A 21,294-nucleotide genomic window follows, 5' to 3' on the forward strand; every position below is an offset into this window, starting at 1 on the left:
GATGCGGCACCTTCGTCAACTCAAGGAGCACTCTTCTGCAAGGGGAATCTTATCCATTTCCAAGCTCCTTGTTCAAAGCAATTTTGGCGCGTGGTTCCAAATGAAATTTATTGCTTCCGTGGTTATTCCATGCTTCAACGCAGCTCGATGGATTTCTTTAGCCGTTGACTCGGCAATCAAGCAGGATGCGGATGGAATCGAGATCGTTGTTGTAGACGACGGCTCGAATGATGAGACTCAAGAAATACTCGCCGGGTATGGCGACAAAGTAACTGTTATTAGGCAAAGCAACTCCGGAGTAAGTTCTGCGAGAAGAAATGGTGTGCTTCATGCCCGGGGCGAATACGTTCAGTTCCTTGATGCTGATGACTTGCTGCCTGTTGGCTCTTTGAACAGGCTGCTTGATGTCGCCAGAAGGTTTCCGGGAGAGGCGCTGATCGGGAGATCGCTAGAGATTGGATGTGACGGAAATGTGGTCGGCGACGCCATGTACAACATTGGATATCTGCCAAGTCATCTTGAGATTGTCAGACCAGAGTTCCTTTTGACACAGGCCACGCACAGCAGCCTTTGGTTCTTGCCAAGGCTTTCCGTACCGTGGACCACATTGTTCGATCCGCGATTGAGTCTTGGCGAGGAATACTGGTTCTGTATTGGGATGATAAGCAGTGGAATTCCTATCAGATTTGCCGACCAAGTTTCATTCCTTGCGAGAGTACATGAATCTCCGAATCGGCTTTCTAGAAGCAAAGATGAAAGCAGGCATCTGAGTCAGGCTGCCCTGATTGATGAATCGGTAAAATTCATCAATGCTGAAATAGAGGGCTTCTCATCGGAGGCCACAGCGCAAATCGCCCGCCTTTGTTGGTCCAGAGGCAGGCATTGCCTCCGAATCGGACTTGAAGATGCCGCGAAGACCTATTTTTCGTTAGCTATGGAGATTGATGGAGATGCCGTTCCAGTTGGCAGCCTTCCATACAAAGCCGCCTGCACGATTGTTGGCCCAAGGCCTACAGAGAGAGCCTTTGAGTTCTTGAAACGCATTTTGCCGGGACGCCCACCGGGATGAATCAAATTTCCATCCTCCTCCCTGACCTCCGTGGCGGTGGCGCCGAGCGCGTCTGCCTGAATCTTGCCAATGACTTCGCAAGTCGTGGCGTGCCAGTACAGATGGTGCTGATGCGTGCAGATGGCGAGTTGCTGCCACGGCTTGACCAGAGGGTGGAAGTTGTTGATCTGGGGGTCGTGCGGGTGCGCAACGCGCTGTGGCCGCTGCTGCAGCATCTACGGCAGTCGTCGCCTGCCGCCCTGTTGGCCAACATGTGGCCGCTGACTTTCCTGGCTGCGCTGGCGCGCTGGTGGTCGCGGGTGCCTTGCAGGCTGTTAGTGGTGGAGCACACCACCTGGTCCACTTCGCCGCTGATGCAGCGATGGCTCACACGGCTGGCATTCAAAGCCAGTATGCGCTGGATGCGGCCCCGGGTCGATGCGGTGATGACTGTGTCGCAGGGCGCGGCAACCGATCTGGAGCGCTTCGTCGGCCTACCGGCGGGCAGCATATTGGCGTGCTACAACCCGGTTACTGGCGTCCCTGCCTCGCACGCTGCCTCCATCCACCTGGCGCCCAGTGCGGCAGCCTGGGCGCAGGGCCCACAGCGGCGCGTGCTCGCGGTCGGTGCGCTCAAGGCGGCAAAGAATTTCCCCCTGCTACTGGACGCCGTCGCCCGCTTGCGCCAGCACATCGATGCCCGCCTGCTGATCCTGGGCGAAGGCGACCTGCGCCCAGCGCTGGAGGCACAGGTGCGGGCACTGGACCTGCATGATGCCGTTTACCTGCCCGGCTTCGCCATGGAGACCGTACTCTTTTACAGCCACGCCGACCTGTTCGTGCTGTCCTCCGATTACGAAGGCTTCGGCAACGTCATCGTCGAAGCCTTGGAGCACGGCGTGCCGGTGGTCAGCACCGACTGCCCCAGCGGGCCACGTGAGATCCTGGAGGACGGCCGGCATGGCCGCCTGGTCCCGGTAGGCGATGCCCAAGCCCTCGCCGACGCCATGCTCGAAGCTCTGCAATCCCCCCACGACGCCGCCGCGCTGAAACGGCGGGCGCAGGACTTTTCCGTGGACAGGATCGCCGACCAGTACTTGGACTTGCTGCTGCCCGGCTGGCGCGGGCAGAGCACAGCATGACTTCCCCCCTTCTCTACATTTCCTACGACGGCATGCTGGAGCCGCTGGGCCAGTCGCAGGTACTGGCCTATCTGGAGCGTCTGGCCGCCGGGCGGCCCATCCACCTGCTCAGTTTCGAGAAACCCGAGGACTGGGCGCAGCGCGGGGCACGCGATGCGCTGGCTGCGCGCATCGCCGGGGCCGGCATCCACTGGCACCCGCGCCGCTACCACAAGCGCCCCAGCGCGGTGGCCACCGGTTGGGACATCGGCATTGGCGTGCTGGTCGGGCTGTGGCTGGTGCTGCGCCACCGGATCGGCATCGTGCATGCGCGCAGCTATGTGCCGGCGGTGATGGCGCTGGCACTGAAGCGCCTGGCCGGAGTGAACTTCGTGTTCGACATGCGCGGCTTCTGGGCCGACGAGCGCGTGGACGGCGGGCTGTGGCCGCGTGACGGGCGTATGTACCGGGTGGCCAAGTGGTTCGAACGCCGGTTCCTGCTGGGCGCCGACCACGTGGTGTCGCTCACCCACGCGGCGGTGGCGGAGATGCAGCGCTTCGACTACCTGCAAGGGCGGATGCCGCCGGTCACGGTAATCCCCACGTGCGCGGACCTGTCCCGCTTCGCGCCCATCGACGGCCAGCGTGATCCGCAGCATTTCACCTTGGGATATGTGGGGTCGGCGGGGACGTGGTACCTGTTCGATGCCACGGTGGCGGCCTTCCGCGCCCTGCAGCGCCTGCGGCCCGATGCACGCCTGCTCATCGTCAACCGTAACGAGCACGCTTTGATCCGCACGAAGCTGCAGGCCGGTGGCATCGATCCCGCCACCGTTGAGCTGTTGCAGGCCGAACCGGCCGCCATCCCCGGACTCATGGCGCGGATGGATGCAGCCGTGTTCTTCATCAAGCCGGTATTCTCCAAGCAGGCTTCGGCCCCCACCAAGCTGGGCGAATTCCTCGGCTGCGGCATCCCCTGCCTGGCCAACACCGGCGTCGGCGACATGGCCGCGATCCTGCGCCAGGACCGCGTCGGTATTGCCGTCGATGCGATGGACGACGCCAGCCTGCAACAGGGCATCACCGACCTGCTTGCGCTGTGCGCGGATCCTGGCGTCCGCGAACGCTGCGTCGCCAGCGCGCAGGCGCACTTTTCGTTGGAGGAAGGTGTGGCGCGATACCGTGCCATCTACCAGTCGCTGGGATCTGCCAGGTAATGCGCCTGTTGATGCTTCCCCGCTACGATGCGTTGGGCGCCAGCAGCCGGCTGCGCATGCTGCAGTACGTCCCCTCGCTGGAACAGGGCGGGTTCGAGACCGTGGTGGCCCCGCTGCTGGCGGATGGCTACGTGTCCGACCTGTATGCCGGCAAGGTGTCCGCGCCCCGGGTGTTGCGGTCCTACGCGCAACGCCTGGCGCGGCTGGCAGGAAGCCGCCGGTTCGACGCGCTCTGGGTGGAGAAGGAACTGCTCCCCTGGCTACCCCACTGGCTGGAACGGCTTGCGGTATCGGGCGCGCCGCGCATCGTCGTGGACTACGACGATGCCGTCTTCCATCGCTATGACATGCATCGCTCAGGCACGGTTCGCACGTTGCTGGGCCGCAAGATCGACCAGGTAATGCGCCGGGCCGACCTGGTCACTGCCGGCAACGACTACCTGGCCGACCGCGCCCGCTCCGCTGGCTGCCGGGACGCGCAATGGTTGCCGACCGTGATCGACCTGGATCGCTATCCATTGGTGCCCAGGCCCGCGCAGGCGGATGCGGTGACCATCGGCTGGATCGGCTCACCCGCTACAGCCGGGTATCTGCGCCCGTTGGTGCCAGCACTGGAGGCATTGGCGCAACGTCATTCGATCCGCTGCGTTGCCGTGGGCGCCCGGCCGGAGCAGGTACAGGGCACGCCCTTCCAGGCGCTGCCCTGGAGCGAGGCGGATGAGACGGCCCTCCTGCGCACATTCGATATCGGCATCATGCCCCTGCCCGACGCGCCCTGGGAGCGCGGCAAGTGCGGCTACAAGCTGATCCAGTACATGGCCTGCGGCCTGCCCGTGGTTGCCTCGCCGGTTGGCGTGAACACCACGATCGTGCAACCTGGGATCAACGGCAATCTGGCGACGACCACGGAAGAATGGATGCATGCGCTGGAGCGCTTGGTCGTCGATCCGGACCTGCGCACCCGCTGTGGTGCCGCCGGCAGGCACCAGGTGGAAGAGGTGTATTCGTTGCAAGCCCAGGCACCCCGCCTGGTCGCCATGCTGGGGGGCATTGCGTCCGCTACTCCCCTTGTGCGGCAAGCCAATCGCTGAACTGCGAGGGCCGCAAGCGGTACCTTGCGATGTTGCCCTCATGAAGCTGGTGCAGTTCGTTGATCACCAGCGCAACAACCTCGTTGAGATCATCCTGCGGAACATCCGGTCGCACCACGCGCCTGATGGCATCCGCGTCGCCGCGCCGCACGCCAGCGGCGACGATTTCGCCCACGGCATTCTGCAGGACTTCGCGATACCGCAACCGCAAAGGGTCCGGTTCCGGCATCGCATCACGGATGACAGTGAATCGCTGGCAGGAGCGTTCGTAGGCCCAGGTGAACACATCGCGCAGCAGTTCGATCCGGTTGAGTTCGTAGATGCCCAGCGTGCCGTCGATGTATTCGTCCCTGGGTACGTCCACGAACGAAAGCGGGGCAAGGTTCTGCCTGATCAGCGGGATGTTCGCAGCCAGCCGCGACACGCGCTTGTTGACGTCATCGAAGGGCTGCAGGTAGGGCAGCTGCACCATGACGAAGAAGGCCTGTTCGAACGGGTCTTCGATCGCAGTGGCCTTGTCCAGCAGCAGGTCGAAGTACTCCTCGATCTGCTGGGGGACGGCGAGCGGATGGAAAACCGAGTTGGTGATCCCCACGTCGATGCGCCGCAGCCTGCCTCCGGCAGCAGCGTCCGGAAGGAGGTTGTCCGCCAGCAGGGCATGCAGGTTCTGCACGGTGTAGCGGTTGAAGCCAATCCCCCCGGCCTGGTCGACCAGCATTTCGATGGCCGCCTTGTGGTTGAGGATCATCTGTGCCTCCAGGCGATCCTTGCCCTCGGCCTCATGCCCGAACTGGATCAGATTCTGCGTATCCAGGCGGTTGTAGGTGTTGCCCTCCAGTCGGCTGGACGACCACGACAGGTCGATCAACAACCGGTCCAGGACTTGCCGTGCATAGGTGCCGGCGTAGCTGTCGGTGACCGGCGAACGTCCCATCCGCTGCAGGTGCTGGCGCAACGGTCCGGGCAGGTAGGCCGTCCGGTTCGGCACGTAGTCGGCCAGGAATCCGCGCGCATACCCCACCGGCGTGCGCTGCTCGATCGGGCGACGCACGAGCGCACGGACTTCCACGCCTTCGCTGGAGAGCGGGATTGCCGGAACGGTGCGTCCAGTGCCGGCGGCACCGTGGTTCGCCGCCGCGGCCGGCCTGTAGATGCGTGCCCGCGCCCGGCCCTGTGCAACCAGCCTGCCGTCGGCGACCAGGTCCGCCAGGTGGCGCTGCAGGGTCCGCCTGGCAACATCCGGGAAAGCGCGCTGCAACCCTTCCAGACCCAGGCCCGGCGGATCCTGGCCCACCGTCTGGACGATTGCAGCCCGGAGGTCTCTGGGAGGCATGGCCACTCCAATGGCGCCAATGTGGCGCGATTCTGGCGCGATACAGTCTGATGTGGCGCGATTCTGGCGCTATTGTGGCGCGATTTCAACATGGAAGGGCGCTGGCTGGAACATTCCCTGAAGGACTGTAACCATGCACCGGATTGATCCGGCCACCAGGGTCACCAACACACGTACCGGTTGAGCGACCGCTGATGCTGCCATTCTGGTTGATGTTCCTGCTGCCGGCCTGGGCGGTACTGGTGCCCCGGCGGCTGCCGGCACGGCAGCAGTCCGTCGTCTGGTGGTCCGTTGGCCTGGTCTTCGCGCTGATGATCGGCCTGCGCCACGAAGTGGGCGGTGACTGGTTCAGCTATCTGGATCACTTCAAGTCCGTGGGCTACATGGACTTCAGCGATGCCATGAAGAAGGGCGATCCCGGGCATTACCTGGTCAACTGGCTGGCGACCCGGGCCGGCGGCAGCGTCTACTGGGTCAATCTGCTCTACGGCGCGGTGCTGATGTGGGGCACCGTGGTGTTCTGCCGCAAGCAGCCATGGCCATGGATTGCCCTGCTGGTGGCGGTGCCGTACATGCTGATCGTGGTCGGCATGGGTTACAGCCGCCAAGCGGTGGCGCTGGGCTTCGCTTTGGTGGGCCTAGTGGCGCTGGGCGAGCACCGCATCCGCGTGTTCGTGGTCTGCATCGCACTGGGCGCATTGTTCCACAAGTCGGCGGTGTTGCTGCTGCCGATCGCGGTGCTGGCCAACAGCCGCAACCGCTTCCTCACCACCGGCATGGTCGGCCTCACCTTCGTGCTGCTGTACTACCTGTTGCTGTCCCACGACGCCGACGCACTGTGGACCAACTACGTCGAATACCAGATGCACTCACAGGGCGCGAAGATCCGGGTGCTGATGAACGCGGTGCCGGCAGCGTTGATGCTGCTGTACGGCAAACGCCTGGCCGCGGATGCACAGGAACGCAGGCTGTGGACCATCATCGCCCTGCTGGCCCTGCTGTGCCTGCCGCTGGTGTCCTTCGCCTCCACCGCGGTGGACCGGGTGGCGCTGTACCTGATCCCGCTGCAGCTGTTCGTGTTCTCGCGGCTGCCGCTGCTGGCAGGCAACAACGTGCGCCTGCGCACCGGGCTGGTGCTGGGGGTGATTGGCTACTACGCCGCCGCCCAGTTCGTGTGGCTGAACTTCGCTACGCATGCGCGGTACTGGGTGCCGTACCAGTTCGGGCCGTTTGTTTGAGGAAGTCCGCCACGAGCGCCCTTGGCCTGTTCCCGTTCGGGACAATGATATTGACGCGAGCGCAGCTTCGGGCGAATAATCCCGCTCGGGAATAATCCGTCTCCATCTGCCTGATGATCTCCATATCTTCCCGTACGGGTTCACCCTTGATGCTGGCCGACGTCGGCACCCTGGGCATGGCCGTGCGCCAGGCGCGCAAGGCCCACGGCCTGACCCAGGCCGGGCTGGCCGGCCTGGCCGGCACCGGCCCGCGCTTCATCAGCGAGCTGGAGCGTGGCAAGGCCAGCGCCGAGCTGGGCAAGGTGCTGGATGTGCTTGCCGTGCTGGGCCTGCGCCTGTTGCTGGCCGGGGCGGACGCGGGCAAGGGGGCAGGTACATGACCGGGCGGCTGGAGGTGGAGCTGTTCGGGCAGTCGGCGGGGACGCTGGAGATTTCCGGGCCCTTGCGCAGCCCGGAGGACTGGGTCTTCACCTATCACCAGGCCTACGTCCGCGCCGGAGCGCCCGCGCTCTCAGTGACGATGCCCGTACGCGAGGCGGCCTGGACCGGTGCGGTGGCGCGCAACTGGTTCTGCAACCTGTTGCCCGAAGGCGCGGTGCGGCAGGCCATCGTGCAGCGGCTGCGGATTCCCCACGATGATGATTTCGACCTGCTGGCCGCCATTGGCGGCGAGTGCGCCGGCGCGGTCAGCCTGCGCGTGCCGGAGGCGCCGGCGGACGCGGCCGACACGGCGGACGCGGACCAGACCGATCTGGAAGCGGTCCTGTTCCTGCAGGGCGAGGATGGCGGCGAAGGCAGCTGGGCGCTGGCAGGCACGCCGATGCGGCTGTCGCTGGCCGGCGCACAGGACAAGCTTGCGGTGGTGGCCGAGGCCGACGGCCGCCTGCGCCTGCCGCACCGCGGCGAACCCAGCACCCACATCCTGAAACCCGATAGCCACCGCTTCCGTGGGCTGCGCGATGCCGAGGCGCTGGGGCTGGCGCTGGCCCGCAACGTCGGCCTGGACGTTGCGTCGGCGCGGCTGGTCGAAGTGCTGGACCGGCCCGCCCTGCTGGTCGAACGCTACGACCGCGTCCGTGCGCCGGACGGCACGGTGCAGCGCCTGCACCAGGAGGATTTCTGCCAGGCGCTGGGCTATCCGGATGGACTCAAATACGAGGCTGGCGGTGGCCCCGGCCTGGCCGCGTGTTCGGCGCTGGTGCGCAAGCTCGCTCTGGGCCCCGCGGCGGTACAGGGCCTGCTGGACTGGGTGGTGTTCAACGCGCTGATCGGCAACGCCGATGCCCACGCCAAGAACCTGTCCCTGCTGTGCGACCGCGACGGACGGCGCCGGCTGGCACCGCTGTACGACCTGGTGCCGACGGTCTACCTCCCGGAGTCGCTGGTGGACCGTACGCCCGCCCTGCGCATCGGCCAGGCCGCGCGTATCGACCAGGTGGGTGCGGACGACTGGACGGCCTTCGCCACGGCCGCCGGCTACCGCAAGCCCTACGTGCTTGAGCGGGTGCGGTCGTTAGCCGACGCAATCGATGGCTGCCTGGCGGAGGTGGGCGCCGGGATCGTGGAGCAGGGTGGCGATCCGGAGCTCGTTGAGCGCGTGATGGCCGCTGTTGCCAACAATATCCGGACAACGGGGCATCGATGAGGCACGGAGACATGGGACCCAGGGGCGCCAGGACATGTGCGGGCTGACCGGCTTCTGGCAGCCCGGGGCGCAGGCCGATGCGCTGGCACCGGTGGCGCGGGCGATGGCCGCGCGCATCGCCCACCGCGGCCCGGACGACGACGGGGTGTGGGCCGATGCCGAGGCTGGCATCGCCCTGGCCCATCGGCGCCTGTCGATCCTGGATCTCTCGCCGGCCGGGCACCAGCCGATGCCTTCGGCCAGCGGGCGCTGGGTGATCGCCTTCAATGGCGAGATCTACAACCACCAGGATCTGCGCGCCGAACTCGAGCGCGCCGGCGCGGCGCCGGCCTGGCGCGGCCATTCCGATACCGAGACCCTGCTGGCCGGCATCGAGGCCTGGGGCGTGGACGCCACCCTCAAGCGCTGCACCGGCATGTTCGCCTTCGCCGCCTGGGACCGGGCCGAACGCCGCCTGTGGCTGGCCCGCGACCGCATCGGCGAGAAGCCGCTGTACTACGGCTGGCAGGGCGACACCTTCCTGTTCGGCTCGGAGTTGAAGGCGCTGCGCGCGCATCCGGCGTTCACCGGCGGCGTGGACCGCGGTGCGTTGGCCCTGCTGCTGCGGCACAACTACATCCCGGCGCCGCACTCCATCCATCCGGGCATCGCCAAGCTGCCGCCGGGCACCTGGCTGGCGCTTTCAGCCGGCCAGCGCGACGCGGCACCGGTGGCGTACTGGTCGCTGGGCGAGGTGGCCGAGCGCGGCATGGCCTCGCCGTTCGCCGGCGGCGATGACGAGGCGGTGGCGCAGCTGGAGCAACTGCTGGGCGATGCGGTGCGCGGGCAGATGGTGGCCGATGTGCCGCTGGGCGCGCTGCTGTCCGGCGGCATCGATTCCACGCTGATCACCGCCTTGATGCAGGCCCGCAGCGCGCGACCGGTGCGCACTTTCACCATCGGGTTCGAAGAGGGCGCCTACGACGAGGCCGCGCATGCGCGCGCGGTGGCCGCGCACCTGGGCACCGAGCACACCGAACTGCGGCTTTCGGCCGACGACGCGCTGGGGCTGATCCCGGCGTTGCCGTCGATGTACGACGAGCCGTTCGCCGACTCCTCGCAGCTGCCCACCCACCTGGTGATGAAGCTGGCGCGGCAGCACGTGACTGTGGCCCTGTCGGGCGATGCGGGCGATGAGTTCTTTGGCGGGTACAACCGCTATTTCCTCGGGCCGCAACTGTGGCGCAAGGTGGGCTGGCTGCCCGCACCGGTGCGCAATGCGCTGTTCCGCTCGGCGCCTGCCTTGCCATCCGGCCTCGCGGCGCGCCTGGGCGCCGCACAGGCGCACGACAAGTTGCACAAGCTGGCGCGGGTGTTCTCCGGGCGCTCGATCCGCAACCTGGACGACCTGTATTGCGGGCTGGTCTCCGAATGGCTCGATCCCGCCGGCATGGTCGTGGATGGCCACCTGCCCCCCAACCTGCTCGACGACCGCACCCGCTGGCCGCAGCTTTCCAACCCGGTGGCGCGGATGATGGCCCTCGACGGCCTCACCTACCTGCCCGACGACATCCTGGTGAAGGTGGACCGCGCCTCGATGGCGGTGTCGCTGGAAACCCGCGCCCCGTTCCTGGACCACGCGGTCATGGAGTTCGCCTGGTCCCTGCCGATGCACATGAAGCTGCGCGACGGCCGCGGCAAGTGGATCCTGCGCCAGCTGCTGGACCGGCACGTGCCGCGCGCGCTGGTGGAGCGGCCGAAGATGGGCTTCGGCATCCCTCTGGACGACTGGCTGCGCGGCCCGCTGCGCGACTGGGCCGAAGCGCTGCTGGACGAATCGCGCCTGCGCCGCGAGGGTTACCTGGATCCGCGGCCGGTGCGCGCGGCGTGGCACCGCCACCTGTGCGGCGAGGCCAGCTTCGGCTACCGGCTGTGGTCGGTGCTGATGTTCCAGGCGTGGCTGGAGCAGGGCTGAGCCCGCGGGTATCGAGTGGCGGGTTCCTGCAGAAAGGATGGATTATTGCATGTTAGCAATATATTGCTAACATGCAATACAAATGAGCGCCCGCGCCCTCATCCAGGTCAAGGAAGTCCACGATGACGGCACCATCGTCCAGATGGTGGTCTGGGCGTTGCCGGAACCCGTACCGCCTTGCCTGCATCGATACAAGTACAGACTCTTTTACGGAACGGCGGGCGCATGTCGGATCCGGTACGACAACGAGCGGGGCAAGGGAGACCACCGGCACCTCGGCGAAATGGAAGCGCCGTATGACTTCACGACGCTGGAGCGGTTGCTTGCCGACTTCCAGCATGATGTTGAGCACTGGAGTGCACCATGAAAGCGATCATCGATCTTGCGCCCCGCGGTTCGGCCTTCACCACGGCCGCTGCCCAGTTGCGTGTTACCGAATACGGTGCAAGCACGGATTTCCGGCTGCATTTCGAGTCGGCCCGTTCGCTGTTCTCCGCGCTGACACCGGCCCGCATCGAGCTTCTGGATACCTTGCGCAAGGCCGGGCCCTGCAGTGTGTATGCGTTGGCAGGGGCGGCGCAGCGCAACTACTCCAACGTGCATGGCGATGTCGCTGCGCTGGAGGAACTGGGGTTGGTGGCACGCACCGAACAGGGCACCGTGTACGTGCCGTTCGAGTCCGTCGAAATCCACTTGGCCCTGGCTGACGCGGCATGAGGGAGGGGTTGCTCCGCGCGCGGCAACGGGCACGTCCGGCACTCATGCAGCAGAAGCTGCGCCTTCTGGCGCGTCATCTGGCGACAGCTGCCGGGTGCCTGGGATGAAGCCCTCCATCTTCGCCAATTGTTTCTCATAGTTGACATTTCAATCTATATGTCTAGCATGAGAAACAGTTTGTGGATCAACCCGTATGCCGGCCATCGATATCACCGCAGATGCCAAGGAGCTGGGGCGCGCCCTGCGTGCCCGCCGCAAGGCGCTGGGCATCTCCATGGTGGCCGCGGCGGAAGCAGCGGGGATTTCGCGGATCACCTGGCATCGCCTGGAGAAGGGCGAACCCACGGTCGCACTGGGATCGCTCCTGGCCGCGGCACGCGTGCTCGGCATCGGGCTGTACACCACAGACGCCGGCACGACGCCTGCGCAGGCGCAGGCGCCCGAGGCGTCGCTGCCTTTGCGCATCCGGCCTGCGGATCATCCGCAGCTGGGGCGCCTGGCCTGGCAGATGGATGCGGACGCGACCACGCTGGCACCTCGTGAGGCGTTCGGCCTGTACCAGCGGAACTGGCGGCATGTGGACGTGGCTGCACTGCAGCCTGGCGAGCTGTCGCTGATCCATGCACTGCGCGAAACCTTCGGCGGGGACTGGCCCGGTGTTTGAGCGTGCGCACCATCGTCGCGTCGCGTGGGTGCTGGAACACCTGGATGCGGAACTCCTGCGCTCCCTCCACTGCTGGTTTGGCGGAAGTACCGCCATCGCGCTGCGCTGTGGTGAGTTCCGGGAGTCGGTGGGCGTCGATTTCCTGGTGTCCGAACAGGCCGGCTATCGCGAATTGCGCCAGCGCATGCGCGGCACACGAAATCTTCTTCCCCTGGCACGGCCCGGCGCTCCTCCGATTGCGTTGGAGAACGAAGCGCGTGTGGACCAGTACGGGATTCACGCGTTCGTGCTGGTGGACGGCATGCCAATCAAGTTCGAGATCATCAGCGAGGGCCGCATCTCCCTCGACACGCCTTCGAATACCGATGTGACCTGTGGTGTCGCGACGCTGACATCGACCGACCTGGCGGCCAGCAAGCTGCTGGCGAACTCGGACCGGTGGTCGAATGACAGCGTGTTCGCGCGCGACGCCATCGACCTGGCCATGCTGGACCTGCCGCCCAGGCGCCTGGCGCCCGCGCTGGAAAAGGCCGTTTCGGCGTACGGCCCGGCCGTGGTGGATGACATGCACGCGGCGCTGCGGCGACTGCGTGAGCACCCCGAGTGGCTGCGACGCTGCCTGGAGGCGCTGTCCATCCACCTGCCGCCGGCATCGGTGCAGCAGAAGCTGCGCCTGCTGGCGCGACGGCTGACAAATGCTGCCGGGCGCCTGGCATGAAGATCGTCCTGTTCGCCAACACCGACTGGTACCTGTGGAACTTCCGCCGCTCGCTGGCGCTGGCGGCGCGCGATGCCGGCTACGACGTGCTGCTGCTGTCGCCCCCGGGCGAATACGGCGCGAAGCTGCGCGGGCTGGGCCTGCGCTGGGAAGCGGTGCCGATGGACCGGCGCAGCCTCAACCCGCTGCGCGAGGCGGCTGTGCTGGCGCACCTGTGGCGGCTGTTCCGGCACGAGCGACCGGACCTGGTGCACGGCTTCACCATCAAGTGCGCGGTGTACGGCTCGCTGGCCGCGCGCCTGGCCGGCGTGCCAGCGCGGGTCAACGCAGTGACCGGGATGGGTTACGTGTTTACCAGCGAGGACGCGAAGGCGCGTGCGCTGCGGCCACTGGTGCGCACGTTGATGCGCGCCGCGCTCGATGGCCGCGATGTGCGCCTGATCCTGCAGAACCCGGACGACGTTGCCGTGTTCGAGCGCGCGCGCCTGGTCGCGCCGGAGCACATCCGCCTGATCCCCGGCTCCGGCGTGGACTGCGCACGCTTCGCCCCGAAAAGGGGCCAGGGAGATTTTCCGATTGAAACAGGAATTCCCCCTGGCCCCTTTAGTGCTGGCCCCTTCAGGGTGCTGCTGCCGGCGCGGCTGCTGTGGGACAAGGGCGTGGCCGAGTTCGTCGAGGCGGCACGCCAGCTGCACGGCGAAGGGCGCGCGATCGAATTCCTGCTCGCCGGCGACCCGGACCCGGGCAATCCGGCTGCGGTACCCGAAGCCACCGTACGCGGCTGGGTGGAACAGGGCGTGGTCCGCTGGCTGGGCCACGTGGATGACATGCCGGCGCTGTTCGATTCGGTGGACGTGGTGGCCCTGCCCAGTTACCGCGAAGGCCTGCCCAAGGGGCTGATCGAAGCCGGTGCGAGCGGCAAGGCGCTGGTGACGACCGACGTCCCGGGCTGCCGCGAGGTGGTGAGCGATGGCGTGGACGGCCTGCTCGTGCCGGTGCGCGATGCCGCCGCACTGGCCGCCGCCATCGCACGGCTGCACGACGACCCGGCGCTGGGCCGCCGGCTGGGTGATGCCGCACGCGAACGCGCGCTGGCGGAGTTCGACGAGCGGATCGTGATCGAACGTACGCTGGCGGTGTACCGGGAGTTGCCGATCGGCCGCTGACCTATTGCGCCGTCCTCTGCAGGCGCAGTTTGCACCTACTGTTCCAAGGTCAGTGCGCAGCTCTTAGCCTGCACACGGGGAGGTACCCGTGGCGGCTGATAAGGGACCCGCTTCGGTCTTAGCTACGGCCTGTAATTTCTGCAGCCCCCGATATTTGGGAAGATATAACACCAGAAGCCACCATCCTGGTTGATCTCCCTAGTCGCGCCGGTGCCGCTTGCAGTCAAGTCGGAAACATTGCCGAAAGCGGCCAAATGTGGCGCATGCCATGCGCGCAGTTCCGAAATCCCATCTTCGGCCTGCATCTGGAATGACTCTTCTACGGTCCCGATCACTTCCTTCCCCCCGATTGGCGCACCTCCCCATCCCATGGGGCCGTGCTTCCCATCACATTAACAATTGGACCCCCGTCAAGTCCACAGCCCCCCCCCCGTGATAGCCAACGCCCCAGCGCGTACATACATAGCAGCCTCCCCAGCGCTGGATCGCGGGCCGGCCCATCCAATTGCCTGATGAGCATTTCGGCCTGCGATGAACCGATCCATGTCGACAGCTGTGAACAAAGCTCACGTGAATTTGGGGGGGGTTCGGGCCCCCGATGCCCCCAGAGGATCAACTCCAGCCGCCAACCGAGATGCTGTTTGTCCACTCGCAACCGCACGGGCTCTGGCATGCGGCCGCTCATGGCGTGGCGCAGGATCGGCTTGCTCCAGCCGTCGCGCAGCCGCTGGCGGTCCGGAAAGTGCACGCATAACTCCAGCAGCCGGCGCTCGGTGAATGGGTGCAGGGGGGTGACGCCATGGCGCGCGGCCACTCGGTAATAGCGCTCGAGACCGACCACCGGGAACGTGTGCATCAGCGCCTCGGCAGCCTCCGGCTCCGGCGCTGGCAGGGGGGAAAGCGAGCGCAACGCGCGCAGGCGCTCCAGTCGTTCCTCCAGGCGGATACGCTCTGCGAACTCTGGTGCGATCAACGACTGCTCGACGTAGTGGCGCCGGCGATGCCGGGAGCGCATCGGCCACAAAAGGCGGCGTAGCCAAGCCGGCATTATCGCCGAACGGGCCGCTGGCAGAAGATGCTGCCAAGGCTGGCCACCATGGATGCGAGCAAGACCACGGGCATTCTCGCGGGCAGCTATCCAGTGACCGCTACGGATTTGTCGGCGCAATGCATCACCAGCGCTGAACAAGCCGTCGCCGTCGACGCCGTCTATTACTGAATCGACACCTGCCTCCGCTGCTGCCAGATACTGGGCATCCAGAAGCGACATGTTTGCATCGAAGGGCTCGTCAAACTCATCCAAAAAGGTCAGCAGCCTGGGAAAGCGATCACCGAGGTCAGCCAGATCGGTGACATAAGGCTCGAAGATCGGCATATCGAGGAGTTGGCAAACCGCTTCGGTTTCTTTGCAGCCGGGCAAGCCACTGTGGATAGCCGAAAAGGTAGGGAGTCTCGTTCGGCCCGCACGCTGGAGCTGTTCTCCGGCGATGATGGCCAGCGAGGTGGAGTCCAACCCACCGCTGAGCATGCTGCCTACGCGCTCCGGACCCGCCAGGCGTTGAGCCACGGCACGCTCCATGGCTGCGGTGAGCGCCTCAGCCCACTCGTCGTCACCCTTGGGAAGCGGGCCAATACAGCCCGGCTCCAACTGCCAGTATCGGCTCAGGTGGCATTTCTCTGGGGTGACCAGCAGGGTGTGCCGAGGTGGGAGGCGCTCGATCGCCAAGTGGAATGTGGATGTGAAGTCCACGCCCTCCAGGCCTTCGATCAGGAAATCTGCGATACGCGCCTCGTTGAGATCGTGTGGCACACGTGGATGCGCCAACACGGCTGGCGAACTACTGCCGAAGGCCAGCAGTTTACCCGGCAGATAGTGCACATACAGTGGGCGCCCGGCCATACGATCGCGGGCAAGGAATAGACAGGATTTTCGCGGATCGTAGATCGCAAAGGCGAAATCACCGTCGATTCTCTCGGCGCAGTTATCGCCCCAGCGCAGCCAAGCGAGCAGGATCAGGTCGACAGCGCTCATGGCCACGGATAGGGGGATTTCCAAGGCATGGCGCAGGGCGTCGGACTCATCCAAACGTGCATCGGCGACCGCTACGCAGCCCGTTTCCGGGTGGCGAGCGATGAGCTTGGGTATGAGCAGGCCCGACTGCGGCGACCACCAAGAAGCACCAAAGCCGAGTGACCCTTCGCTCCATTGCGTCAGATGCGGCTTGGCACAGTGCACGCCCGCATGCCGCATCGCGGTCAACGCGCCAGCGTCCGGAACACCGTCGAGTGCCCAGTAGCCAAAGATCGCCTTCATGCCTGCAAGGTTCCGATGTGCTGCTCAAGCAGACCGGTCAATCGGCCGTTTCCAGCATAGTCACGTGGATACAGCAACTTGAATGCAGGGATCCGGCGCAGCACCTCTGCGGCCTGCCCGAGCAGCGCGGCAGTATGCGAAGCCGATCTCATGTCTAGCCGGAAGCTGTGCTCGACGATCGCCATACAGGCCGCGGCGGACGACAGTGGGACGATAGCGTGTTCGACAGCAACCACAGTGGGGTCATTGAGTAGATAGATCGCGTGCACCGGTCGAGGGTGACTCATGCCGACTTGTGTCACGGGTACTCGCCGCTTGCGCGAGTATGCTGCCACGGAAGTAGTAGCCTGCCCCTCACCGAAAGTCTGGCCGATGCTGTCTCCGTAAAGGCGCAAACTGGGGTAGGTGGGCACGGCGGTAACATCCAAGTTCTCCGTACCCAACAGAGCGCAGTCGTCGGACAGAAGGCGATGGCCGGCATGGTGCAGCATGCCCGCCAAGGTGGACTTGCCCCAGCCGCTGCGGCCAAGAAACAGCGCGGTACGCGTACCTATCTCAACCGCACTGGCGTGAATGACCAGTTCACCACGATGGGCGAGCAATCGAGGCAACACCTGGTCCACGAGGAGGTGTTCAAAGGTGTCGAGAGACAGACCGGCCCTTGGCTCGGCAGTGATGCGGGTGGCACCGAGATCGATAAGAAAATCGCAAAGACCAGGAAAGCGCAACCTGTACGCTTCGGCACAGCGGGCCAGCGAAAGCACGCAGGCACTACCACCATCCTCATGCCAATGATGCAGCCATGTGTCCACATGGAGCGGGTTCTCACAAGGCGTGACGACCACAACTTCGATCACACCGCCTTCTGCTGCGCCTTCTTCTCCGGGCTGCAGAGCCTGCAAGGTGACGTCCGTTCGGACCAGGTGGGCGCCAAAGCGATAATGATGATAGGCCGGGATGGATTGCATATGTCGGGCATTCTAAGGCCTTGCTGCTGCGCGTAAGACTACGGGTCCTGATACTGTTTCCGGGCACGCCCCTGCTGACGCGGGCATTCGGAGCAGCTACGGTGCGGATGAGTCGGAGAGCTGTATGAGTGGGCAGCGCGGAGCGCTTGCAGCCGCATTGGCCGGATCTTTGCCTGCCTCGCGGACTTGTGTAGGGGATTCCCGGGCTCTGTTGGACTGCGCCTGGCACGAAGGAGTCCTTGGCCTGCTGGCGGCGCGGGTAGATGGGCAGCCTGAAGTACCCGAGCCCGTGCGTGCCGCTTGTGCCGACTGGATCCGCGCACAAACGGCGGTTTTGATGATGCGCCAAGTGCGATTGCGGCAGGTGCTTGTGGCGCTGGATGAGGCGCGGATACGACCGCTGGTGCTCAAGGGCGCAGCGCTGTCGCAGTGGCTGTATCCCTCCCCCCACCTGCGTGAAGCGTCCGATGTGGACCTGTTGTTTGCCAGTCGTATCGATGCAGAACGCGCCTCCGCAACCTTGGCGTCACTGGACTTCTTCACACCTTACCGGCCGGGTCGTTTCCAGCACGAGCTCTTGTGCCGTTCTGCTGATGGGAAGCTCGACCTGGACCTGCACTGGGCACTGAGCGACTGGCCGATGTTGGGCCAAATACCCGATTTCACTACTCTGCTCGAGGCTTCGATCCCGCTGCCCGGACTGGGTACGCATGCACGCGGCCTCGACGCCCCGCACGCCCTGCTCCACGCCTGCATCCACCGCGCCTCCAACCTTGCAGCCGGCCTCGGCGACCGCCTCAAGTGGCTGTACGACCTGCACCTGCTGGCGGCCGTGCTCGATCGCGATGGCCACTGGCCGCGGTTCGTGGCCGCCTGCCTACAGGCGCAGGCCTGCGGCATCGCCGACGAAGGCCTGGCCGCGAGCGCAGGCCTGTTCGGCACTGTGGTGCCTGGGCCGGTGAGGCAGGCACTTGCCGATGGCCGCAAGTCCGAACCGCTGGACGCCGGCAGGTTGTCCGACTGGCGCTACATCCAGCGACTCAACTTCCGCGCGTTGCCGGGCTGGGGGGCGAGGCTGGCCTGGCTCGGCGACCGCCTGCTGCCGCCGGCCGGACACCTGCGCGCGCTGTACGGCGAGGACCTTGGCTATCCGCGGCTGCTGTGGCGGCGCCTGCGCCGCGCCGGGTCACGCCTGGTCGGGCTGGGCTGAGGCGCGCGCGAAGGGTAGATAGCCGGCGTCGGAAGTCAGCAACGGCGCGCCCTCCAGTTCGACCCATGCATGCGCGCGGAACGGGCCGTCTGCGTGCGCGGGCACGCCCAGCTGCAGCACGGGCCGCAGGCCGCGCCGGCGCAACCAGCCGTAAAGCAGCAGCGCCCGACGCAGGCAGGCAGCCTCGCCCAGGCTGTGCAGGCCGGCGCTGGCGGCCAGCCGCGCCAGCGCGCGGGCGTCGGCCAGGTCGGCTTCGCTGGCCGGCTGCGGCGAGGGATGCATCGACAGGCGTTCGACCAGCCGCCGGGTGCGGGCGTAGCCCAGCACGGCCAGGCTGGCGTGCAACGGCCACAGGCCGGCGACGCAGCCGAGCAGGCGGCGCCTGTCGCGCCAGTCCATTTCGCGCCAGCGTGCGAGCCGGCGCCCCATCTCAGTCGATCCTGACCAGCCCCGCCGCGGACAGCTCGCGCACCAGCCCCAGCAGGTCTTCCTGGATGCGTTCGGGTTCGGCTTCGAATTCGGTGCACAGCACCGCATGCACCTGCGCCAGTGCGGCGCCATCGGCCATCAGTTCCCAGATGCGCGTGCCGACCGGGTCAAGGCCGAAATAGCGCTCGCTGGCCAGGTCCAGCAACACGACTTCGTCGCCCACTTCCTGCTTCAGCACTTCGTCGGACGGGTGCACGCTGTGGGCGAGCGTGACGGGTTGCGGCGTTGCGGTCATGCTAGGGACTTCGGACCCGGATCGGGCGACAGGGTAGGCGAGCGGGGCATGCGGGGTAAAGGGGAAGCGCGGGCGCAACTGCGGCGGTTGCTGCGCCCGCACCTGCCGGCGTTGGCGCTGGCTTTGGGGCTGATGTTCGTGCAGAGCGCCGCGGCGCTGGCCCAGCCCTGGGTCGCGGGCCAGCTGACCTCGCGGCTGGTGTTCGCCGAGGGCCTCACCGACCTGCTGTGGCTGCTGTTCGCGCTGGTCGCCGCGCAGGCGGCGCTCGGGTATGCGGTGTCGGTGCAGCTGCAGGCGGTGTCCGGCCGGCTGGTGGCCGACGCCGGCGCGCAGCTGTACGCGCACCTGCAGTCGCTGCCGCTGGCCTGGCACCAGGAGCGCCGCCGCGGCGACGTGCTGTCGCTGCTCACCGGCGACATCTACCGCCTGGGCGGCTACCTCACCGGTACCCTGGTGCCGCTGCTGCCGCTGCTGTTCACCCTGGTCGGTGCGCTGGTGATGATGCTGCGCCTGGCGCCGGCCATCGCAGTAGCAATTGCGGTGCTGATGCCGCTGCTGTTCATCGTGCTGAAGCTGGTCGGGCGGCAGCTGCGGCCGCTGGGTAATGCGGCGATGCAGGCCTGGGCCGAGCAGTCGGCGCTGGCCGAGCAGAACCTGGCGATGCTGCCGGTGATCAAGGGCTTCGACACCGGGCAGCTGGAAGCCGGGCGCTACGGCCGCAGCGCCCTGGACCTGCACCTGGTCACCCTGCGCCAGGCGCGGCTGGAAGGGGCGATTTCGCCAGTTGTGCGGGTACTCAGCGCCGGCGTGATCCTGCTGCTGCTGGGCGTGGCCGGGCGCCTGGTGGTGCGCGACGAGCTGACGGCCGGGCAGCTGGTCAGCCTGTTCCTGTACGGCCTGGTGCTGGTGGCGCCGGTCAGCCAGCTGTCGCAGCTGTACGGCCACACCCAGTCGGCGCGCGGCGCGCTGGACCGGCTGCTCGAGGCCATGGCCGCGATGCCCGAGCGCGACGACGGCACCCGCGTGCTGCAGGACCTGCGCGGCGAGGTGCGTTTCGAAGGCGTGCATTTCGCCTATCCGGGGCGGCCGCCGCTGTTCGAAGGGCTGGACCTGCACGTGCGCGCCGGCGAAACCCTGGCGCTGACCGGCCCCAACGGCGCCGGCAAGAGCACCCTGGCGCACCTGCTGCAGCGGCTGGTGGAGCCGCAGGCCGGCCGCATCCTGGTCGACGGCATCGACCTGCGCGAAGCGACCCTGTCTTCGCTGCGCGCGCAGGTCGGCGTGGTCGCGCAGCAGGTGCTGCTGTTCAACGCCACGGTGGCCGAGAACATCGCCTATGGCCGCGCCGATGCGGACGGCGAGGAGATCCGGCGCGCGGCGCACGCGGCGCGTGCCCACGACTTCATCATGGCCCTGCCGCAGGGCTACGACACGGTGATCGGCGACCAGGGCGTGAAGCTGTCCGGCGGGCAGAAGCAGCGCGTCTCGCTGGCGCGGGCGCTGCTGCGCGACCCGGCGGTACTGGTGCTGGACGAGGCCACGGCGATGTTCGATCCGGACGGGGAGCGCGAGTTCATCGATGAATGCCACGCGCTGCTGGCGCGGCGCACGGTGCTGCTGATCACCCATCGCCCGGCCAGCCTGGCGCTGGCCGACCGCATCGTGCGGCTGGACGGAGGGCGGCTGGAGGAAGTCGCGCGCGACGGATGAGCACAGACGATCCGACGCTGGCCGCGGGGGCAGGCCTGGCCGGGACGGTGCCGGCGGCTGCGGGCAAGGCGTCGCAACCGGCCTGGCTGACCTGGCTGGCGCGTGCTGCCCTGGTGCTGGCCTTGCTGGTGGTGGCGGTCGCCGTGCTGCTGCCGAACACGCAGCTGGCCGCGCTGCGCGTCGCCAGCCCGTGGCTGAGCCATGCGATCTCGCGGACCGAAATGCTGTGGCCGGCCGTGGACATGGTGCATGTGGTGATGTTCGCCGCCGTGGGCCTGCTGGCCGCGCTGGCCTTCCCCGCGGTGCGCTTCGGGCGGTTGCTGCTGGTGTTGTTCGTGCTGGCGGCGTCCACCGAGTTCGTGCAGATCTGGGTGCCGGGGCGGACGTCGAGCCTGTTCGAGGTGGTGCTGGACGTGGTCGCGGGGGCGGTGGGGCTGGGGGTGGTGTTTGCGGCCC

Annotated in this window: 21 protein-coding genes; 16 read left to right on the forward strand and 5 right to left on the reverse strand. The window is 66.6% G+C overall.

The annotated features are described in order from the left end of the window. Position 1: 1 nt before the first annotated feature. Genes CSC64_RS03385 through CSC64_RS03400 form a run of 4 tightly spaced genes read left to right on the forward strand, consistent with a single transcriptional unit; the run spans position 2 to position 4,477 of the window. Positions 2-1,069, forward strand: coding sequence for a glycosyltransferase family 2 protein (locus CSC64_RS03385; protein WP_162433913.1), 1,068 nt, complete (start codon positions 2-4; stop codon positions 1,067-1,069). After that, complete coding sequence (locus CSC64_RS03390) at positions 1,066-2,190, forward strand: glycosyltransferase (RefSeq protein ID WP_162433914.1); 1,125 nt, start codon at positions 1,066-1,068, stop codon at positions 2,188-2,190. The genes CSC64_RS03385 and CSC64_RS03390 overlap by 4 nt, the downstream gene beginning before the upstream one ends. Continuing rightward, on the forward strand, positions 2,187-3,386 hold the full coding sequence (locus tag CSC64_RS03395) for a glycosyltransferase (protein WP_162433915.1): 1,200 nt from the start codon (positions 2,187-2,189) through the stop codon (positions 3,384-3,386). The genes CSC64_RS03390 and CSC64_RS03395 overlap by 4 nt, the downstream gene beginning before the upstream one ends. Beyond that, on the forward strand, positions 3,386-4,477 hold the full coding sequence (locus tag CSC64_RS03400) for a glycosyltransferase family 4 protein (RefSeq protein WP_162433916.1): 1,092 nt from the start codon (positions 3,386-3,388) through the stop codon (positions 4,475-4,477). The genes CSC64_RS03395 and CSC64_RS03400 overlap by 1 nt, the downstream gene beginning before the upstream one ends. Here CSC64_RS03400 and CSC64_RS03405 read toward each other — a convergent pair. Then, positions 4,446-5,810: a Fic family protein gene (locus tag CSC64_RS03405; RefSeq protein WP_162433917.1), complete on the reverse strand. Its 1,365-nt coding sequence runs from the start codon at positions 5,808-5,810 to the stop codon at positions 4,446-4,448. The two genes, CSC64_RS03400 and CSC64_RS03405, sit on opposite strands and share 32 nt — an antisense overlap. Before the next feature lie 194 nt (positions 5,811-6,004). On the opposite strand from CSC64_RS03405, the gene CSC64_RS03410 reads away from it, so the two are divergent. The 9 genes from CSC64_RS03410 to CSC64_RS03450 all read left to right on the forward strand — a co-directional run bounded on the left by CSC64_RS03410 (position 6,005) and on the right by CSC64_RS03450 (position 13,912). Further along, positions 6,005-7,048 carry an EpsG family protein gene (locus CSC64_RS03410; RefSeq protein WP_162433918.1) on the forward strand — a complete coding sequence of 348 codons (1,044 nt, stop codon included), beginning with the start codon at positions 6,005-6,007 and terminating at the stop codon, positions 7,046-7,048. A 149-nt stretch (positions 7,049-7,197) separates the two neighbouring features. Further along, a complete protein-coding gene (locus CSC64_RS03415; protein WP_202922306.1) occupies positions 7,198-7,428 on the forward strand; it encodes a type II toxin-antitoxin system Y4mF family antitoxin in 231 nt (76 codons plus the stop codon). After that, positions 7,425-8,693, forward strand: a complete 1,269-nt coding sequence (locus CSC64_RS03420) for a type II toxin-antitoxin system HipA family toxin (RefSeq protein ID WP_162433919.1) — start codon at positions 7,425-7,427, stop codon at positions 8,691-8,693. The genes CSC64_RS03415 and CSC64_RS03420 overlap by 4 nt, the downstream gene beginning before the upstream one ends. Before the next feature lie 34 nt (positions 8,694-8,727). After that, positions 8,728-10,647: an asparagine synthase (glutamine-hydrolyzing) gene (gene asnB, locus CSC64_RS03425; protein WP_162433920.1), complete on the forward strand. Its 1,920-nt coding sequence runs from the start codon at positions 8,728-8,730 to the stop codon at positions 10,645-10,647. An 82-nt stretch (positions 10,648-10,729) separates the two neighbouring features. Beyond that, the gene (locus CSC64_RS03430) at positions 10,730-11,014 is read left to right on the forward strand and encodes a toxin-antitoxin system TumE family protein (RefSeq protein WP_162433921.1); all 285 of its coding nucleotides are present in this window, start codon (positions 10,730-10,732) and stop codon (positions 11,012-11,014) included. Beyond that, positions 11,011-11,364, forward strand: a complete 354-nt coding sequence (locus CSC64_RS03435; RefSeq protein WP_162433922.1) for an HVO_A0114 family putative DNA-binding protein — start codon at positions 11,011-11,013, stop codon at positions 11,362-11,364. Before CSC64_RS03430 ends, CSC64_RS03435 begins: the two co-directional genes overlap by 4 nt. 193 nt (positions 11,365-11,557) lie before the next feature. Next, the gene (locus CSC64_RS03440; RefSeq protein WP_162433923.1) at positions 11,558-12,028 is read left to right on the forward strand and encodes a helix-turn-helix domain-containing protein; all 471 of its coding nucleotides are present in this window, start codon (positions 11,558-11,560) and stop codon (positions 12,026-12,028) included. After that, complete coding sequence (locus tag CSC64_RS03445) at positions 12,021-12,746, forward strand: nucleotidyl transferase AbiEii/AbiGii toxin family protein (RefSeq protein ID WP_162433924.1); 726 nt, start codon at positions 12,021-12,023, stop codon at positions 12,744-12,746. The genes CSC64_RS03440 and CSC64_RS03445 overlap by 8 nt, the downstream gene beginning before the upstream one ends. After that, the gene (locus CSC64_RS03450; protein WP_162433925.1) at positions 12,743-13,912 is read left to right on the forward strand and encodes a glycosyltransferase family 4 protein; all 1,170 of its coding nucleotides are present in this window, start codon (positions 12,743-12,745) and stop codon (positions 13,910-13,912) included. The genes CSC64_RS03445 and CSC64_RS03450 overlap by 4 nt, the downstream gene beginning before the upstream one ends. A 331-nt stretch (positions 13,913-14,243) precedes the next feature. Here CSC64_RS03450 and CSC64_RS03455 read toward each other — a convergent pair whose 3' ends face one another. Then, a complete protein-coding gene (locus CSC64_RS03455) occupies positions 14,244-16,226 on the reverse strand; it encodes an asparagine synthase-related protein (protein ID WP_162433926.1) in 1,983 nt (660 codons plus the stop codon). Then, positions 16,223-17,194: a hypothetical protein gene (locus tag CSC64_RS03460; RefSeq protein WP_162433927.1), complete on the reverse strand. Its 972-nt coding sequence runs from the start codon at positions 17,192-17,194 to the stop codon at positions 16,223-16,225. The genes CSC64_RS03455 and CSC64_RS03460 overlap by 4 nt, the downstream gene beginning before the upstream one ends. A 124-nt stretch (positions 17,195-17,318) precedes the next feature. On the opposite strand from CSC64_RS03460, the gene CSC64_RS03465 reads away from it, so the two are divergent. Then, the gene (locus tag CSC64_RS03465; RefSeq protein WP_238389742.1) at positions 17,319-18,404 is read left to right on the forward strand and encodes a nucleotidyltransferase family protein; all 1,086 of its coding nucleotides are present in this window, start codon (positions 17,319-17,321) and stop codon (positions 18,402-18,404) included. Here CSC64_RS03465 and CSC64_RS03470 read toward each other — a convergent pair. Next, a complete protein-coding gene (locus CSC64_RS03470; RefSeq protein ID WP_162433929.1) occupies positions 18,381-18,833 on the reverse strand; it encodes a lasso peptide biosynthesis B2 protein in 453 nt (150 codons plus the stop codon). The two genes, CSC64_RS03465 and CSC64_RS03470, sit on opposite strands and share 24 nt — an antisense overlap. A gap of 1 nt (position 18,834) precedes the next feature. Then, positions 18,835-19,128 (reverse strand): PqqD family protein, encoded by a 294-nt coding sequence (locus tag CSC64_RS03475; RefSeq protein WP_162433930.1) that lies wholly within the window; start codon positions 19,126-19,128, stop codon positions 18,835-18,837. A gap of 48 nt (positions 19,129-19,176) precedes the next feature. Here CSC64_RS03475 and CSC64_RS03480 point away from each other — a divergent pair, with 48 nt between their 5' ends. Together CSC64_RS03480 and CSC64_RS03485 are read left to right on the forward strand one after the other, a co-directional pair. Then, positions 19,177-20,838, forward strand: coding sequence for an ABC transporter ATP-binding protein (locus CSC64_RS03480; protein WP_162433931.1), 1,662 nt, complete (start codon positions 19,177-19,179; stop codon positions 20,836-20,838). Then, positions 20,835-21,294: VanZ family protein (locus CSC64_RS03485; protein ID WP_162433932.1), on the forward strand; the 460-nt coding region annotated here is incomplete at its 3' end. The genes CSC64_RS03480 and CSC64_RS03485, both read left to right, overlap by 4 nt.

It is taken from the genome of Pseudoxanthomonas koreensis (assembly GCF_010093225.1).
GTDB classification, from domain to species: domain Bacteria; phylum Pseudomonadota; class Gammaproteobacteria; order Xanthomonadales; family Xanthomonadaceae; genus Pseudoxanthomonas; species Pseudoxanthomonas koreensis.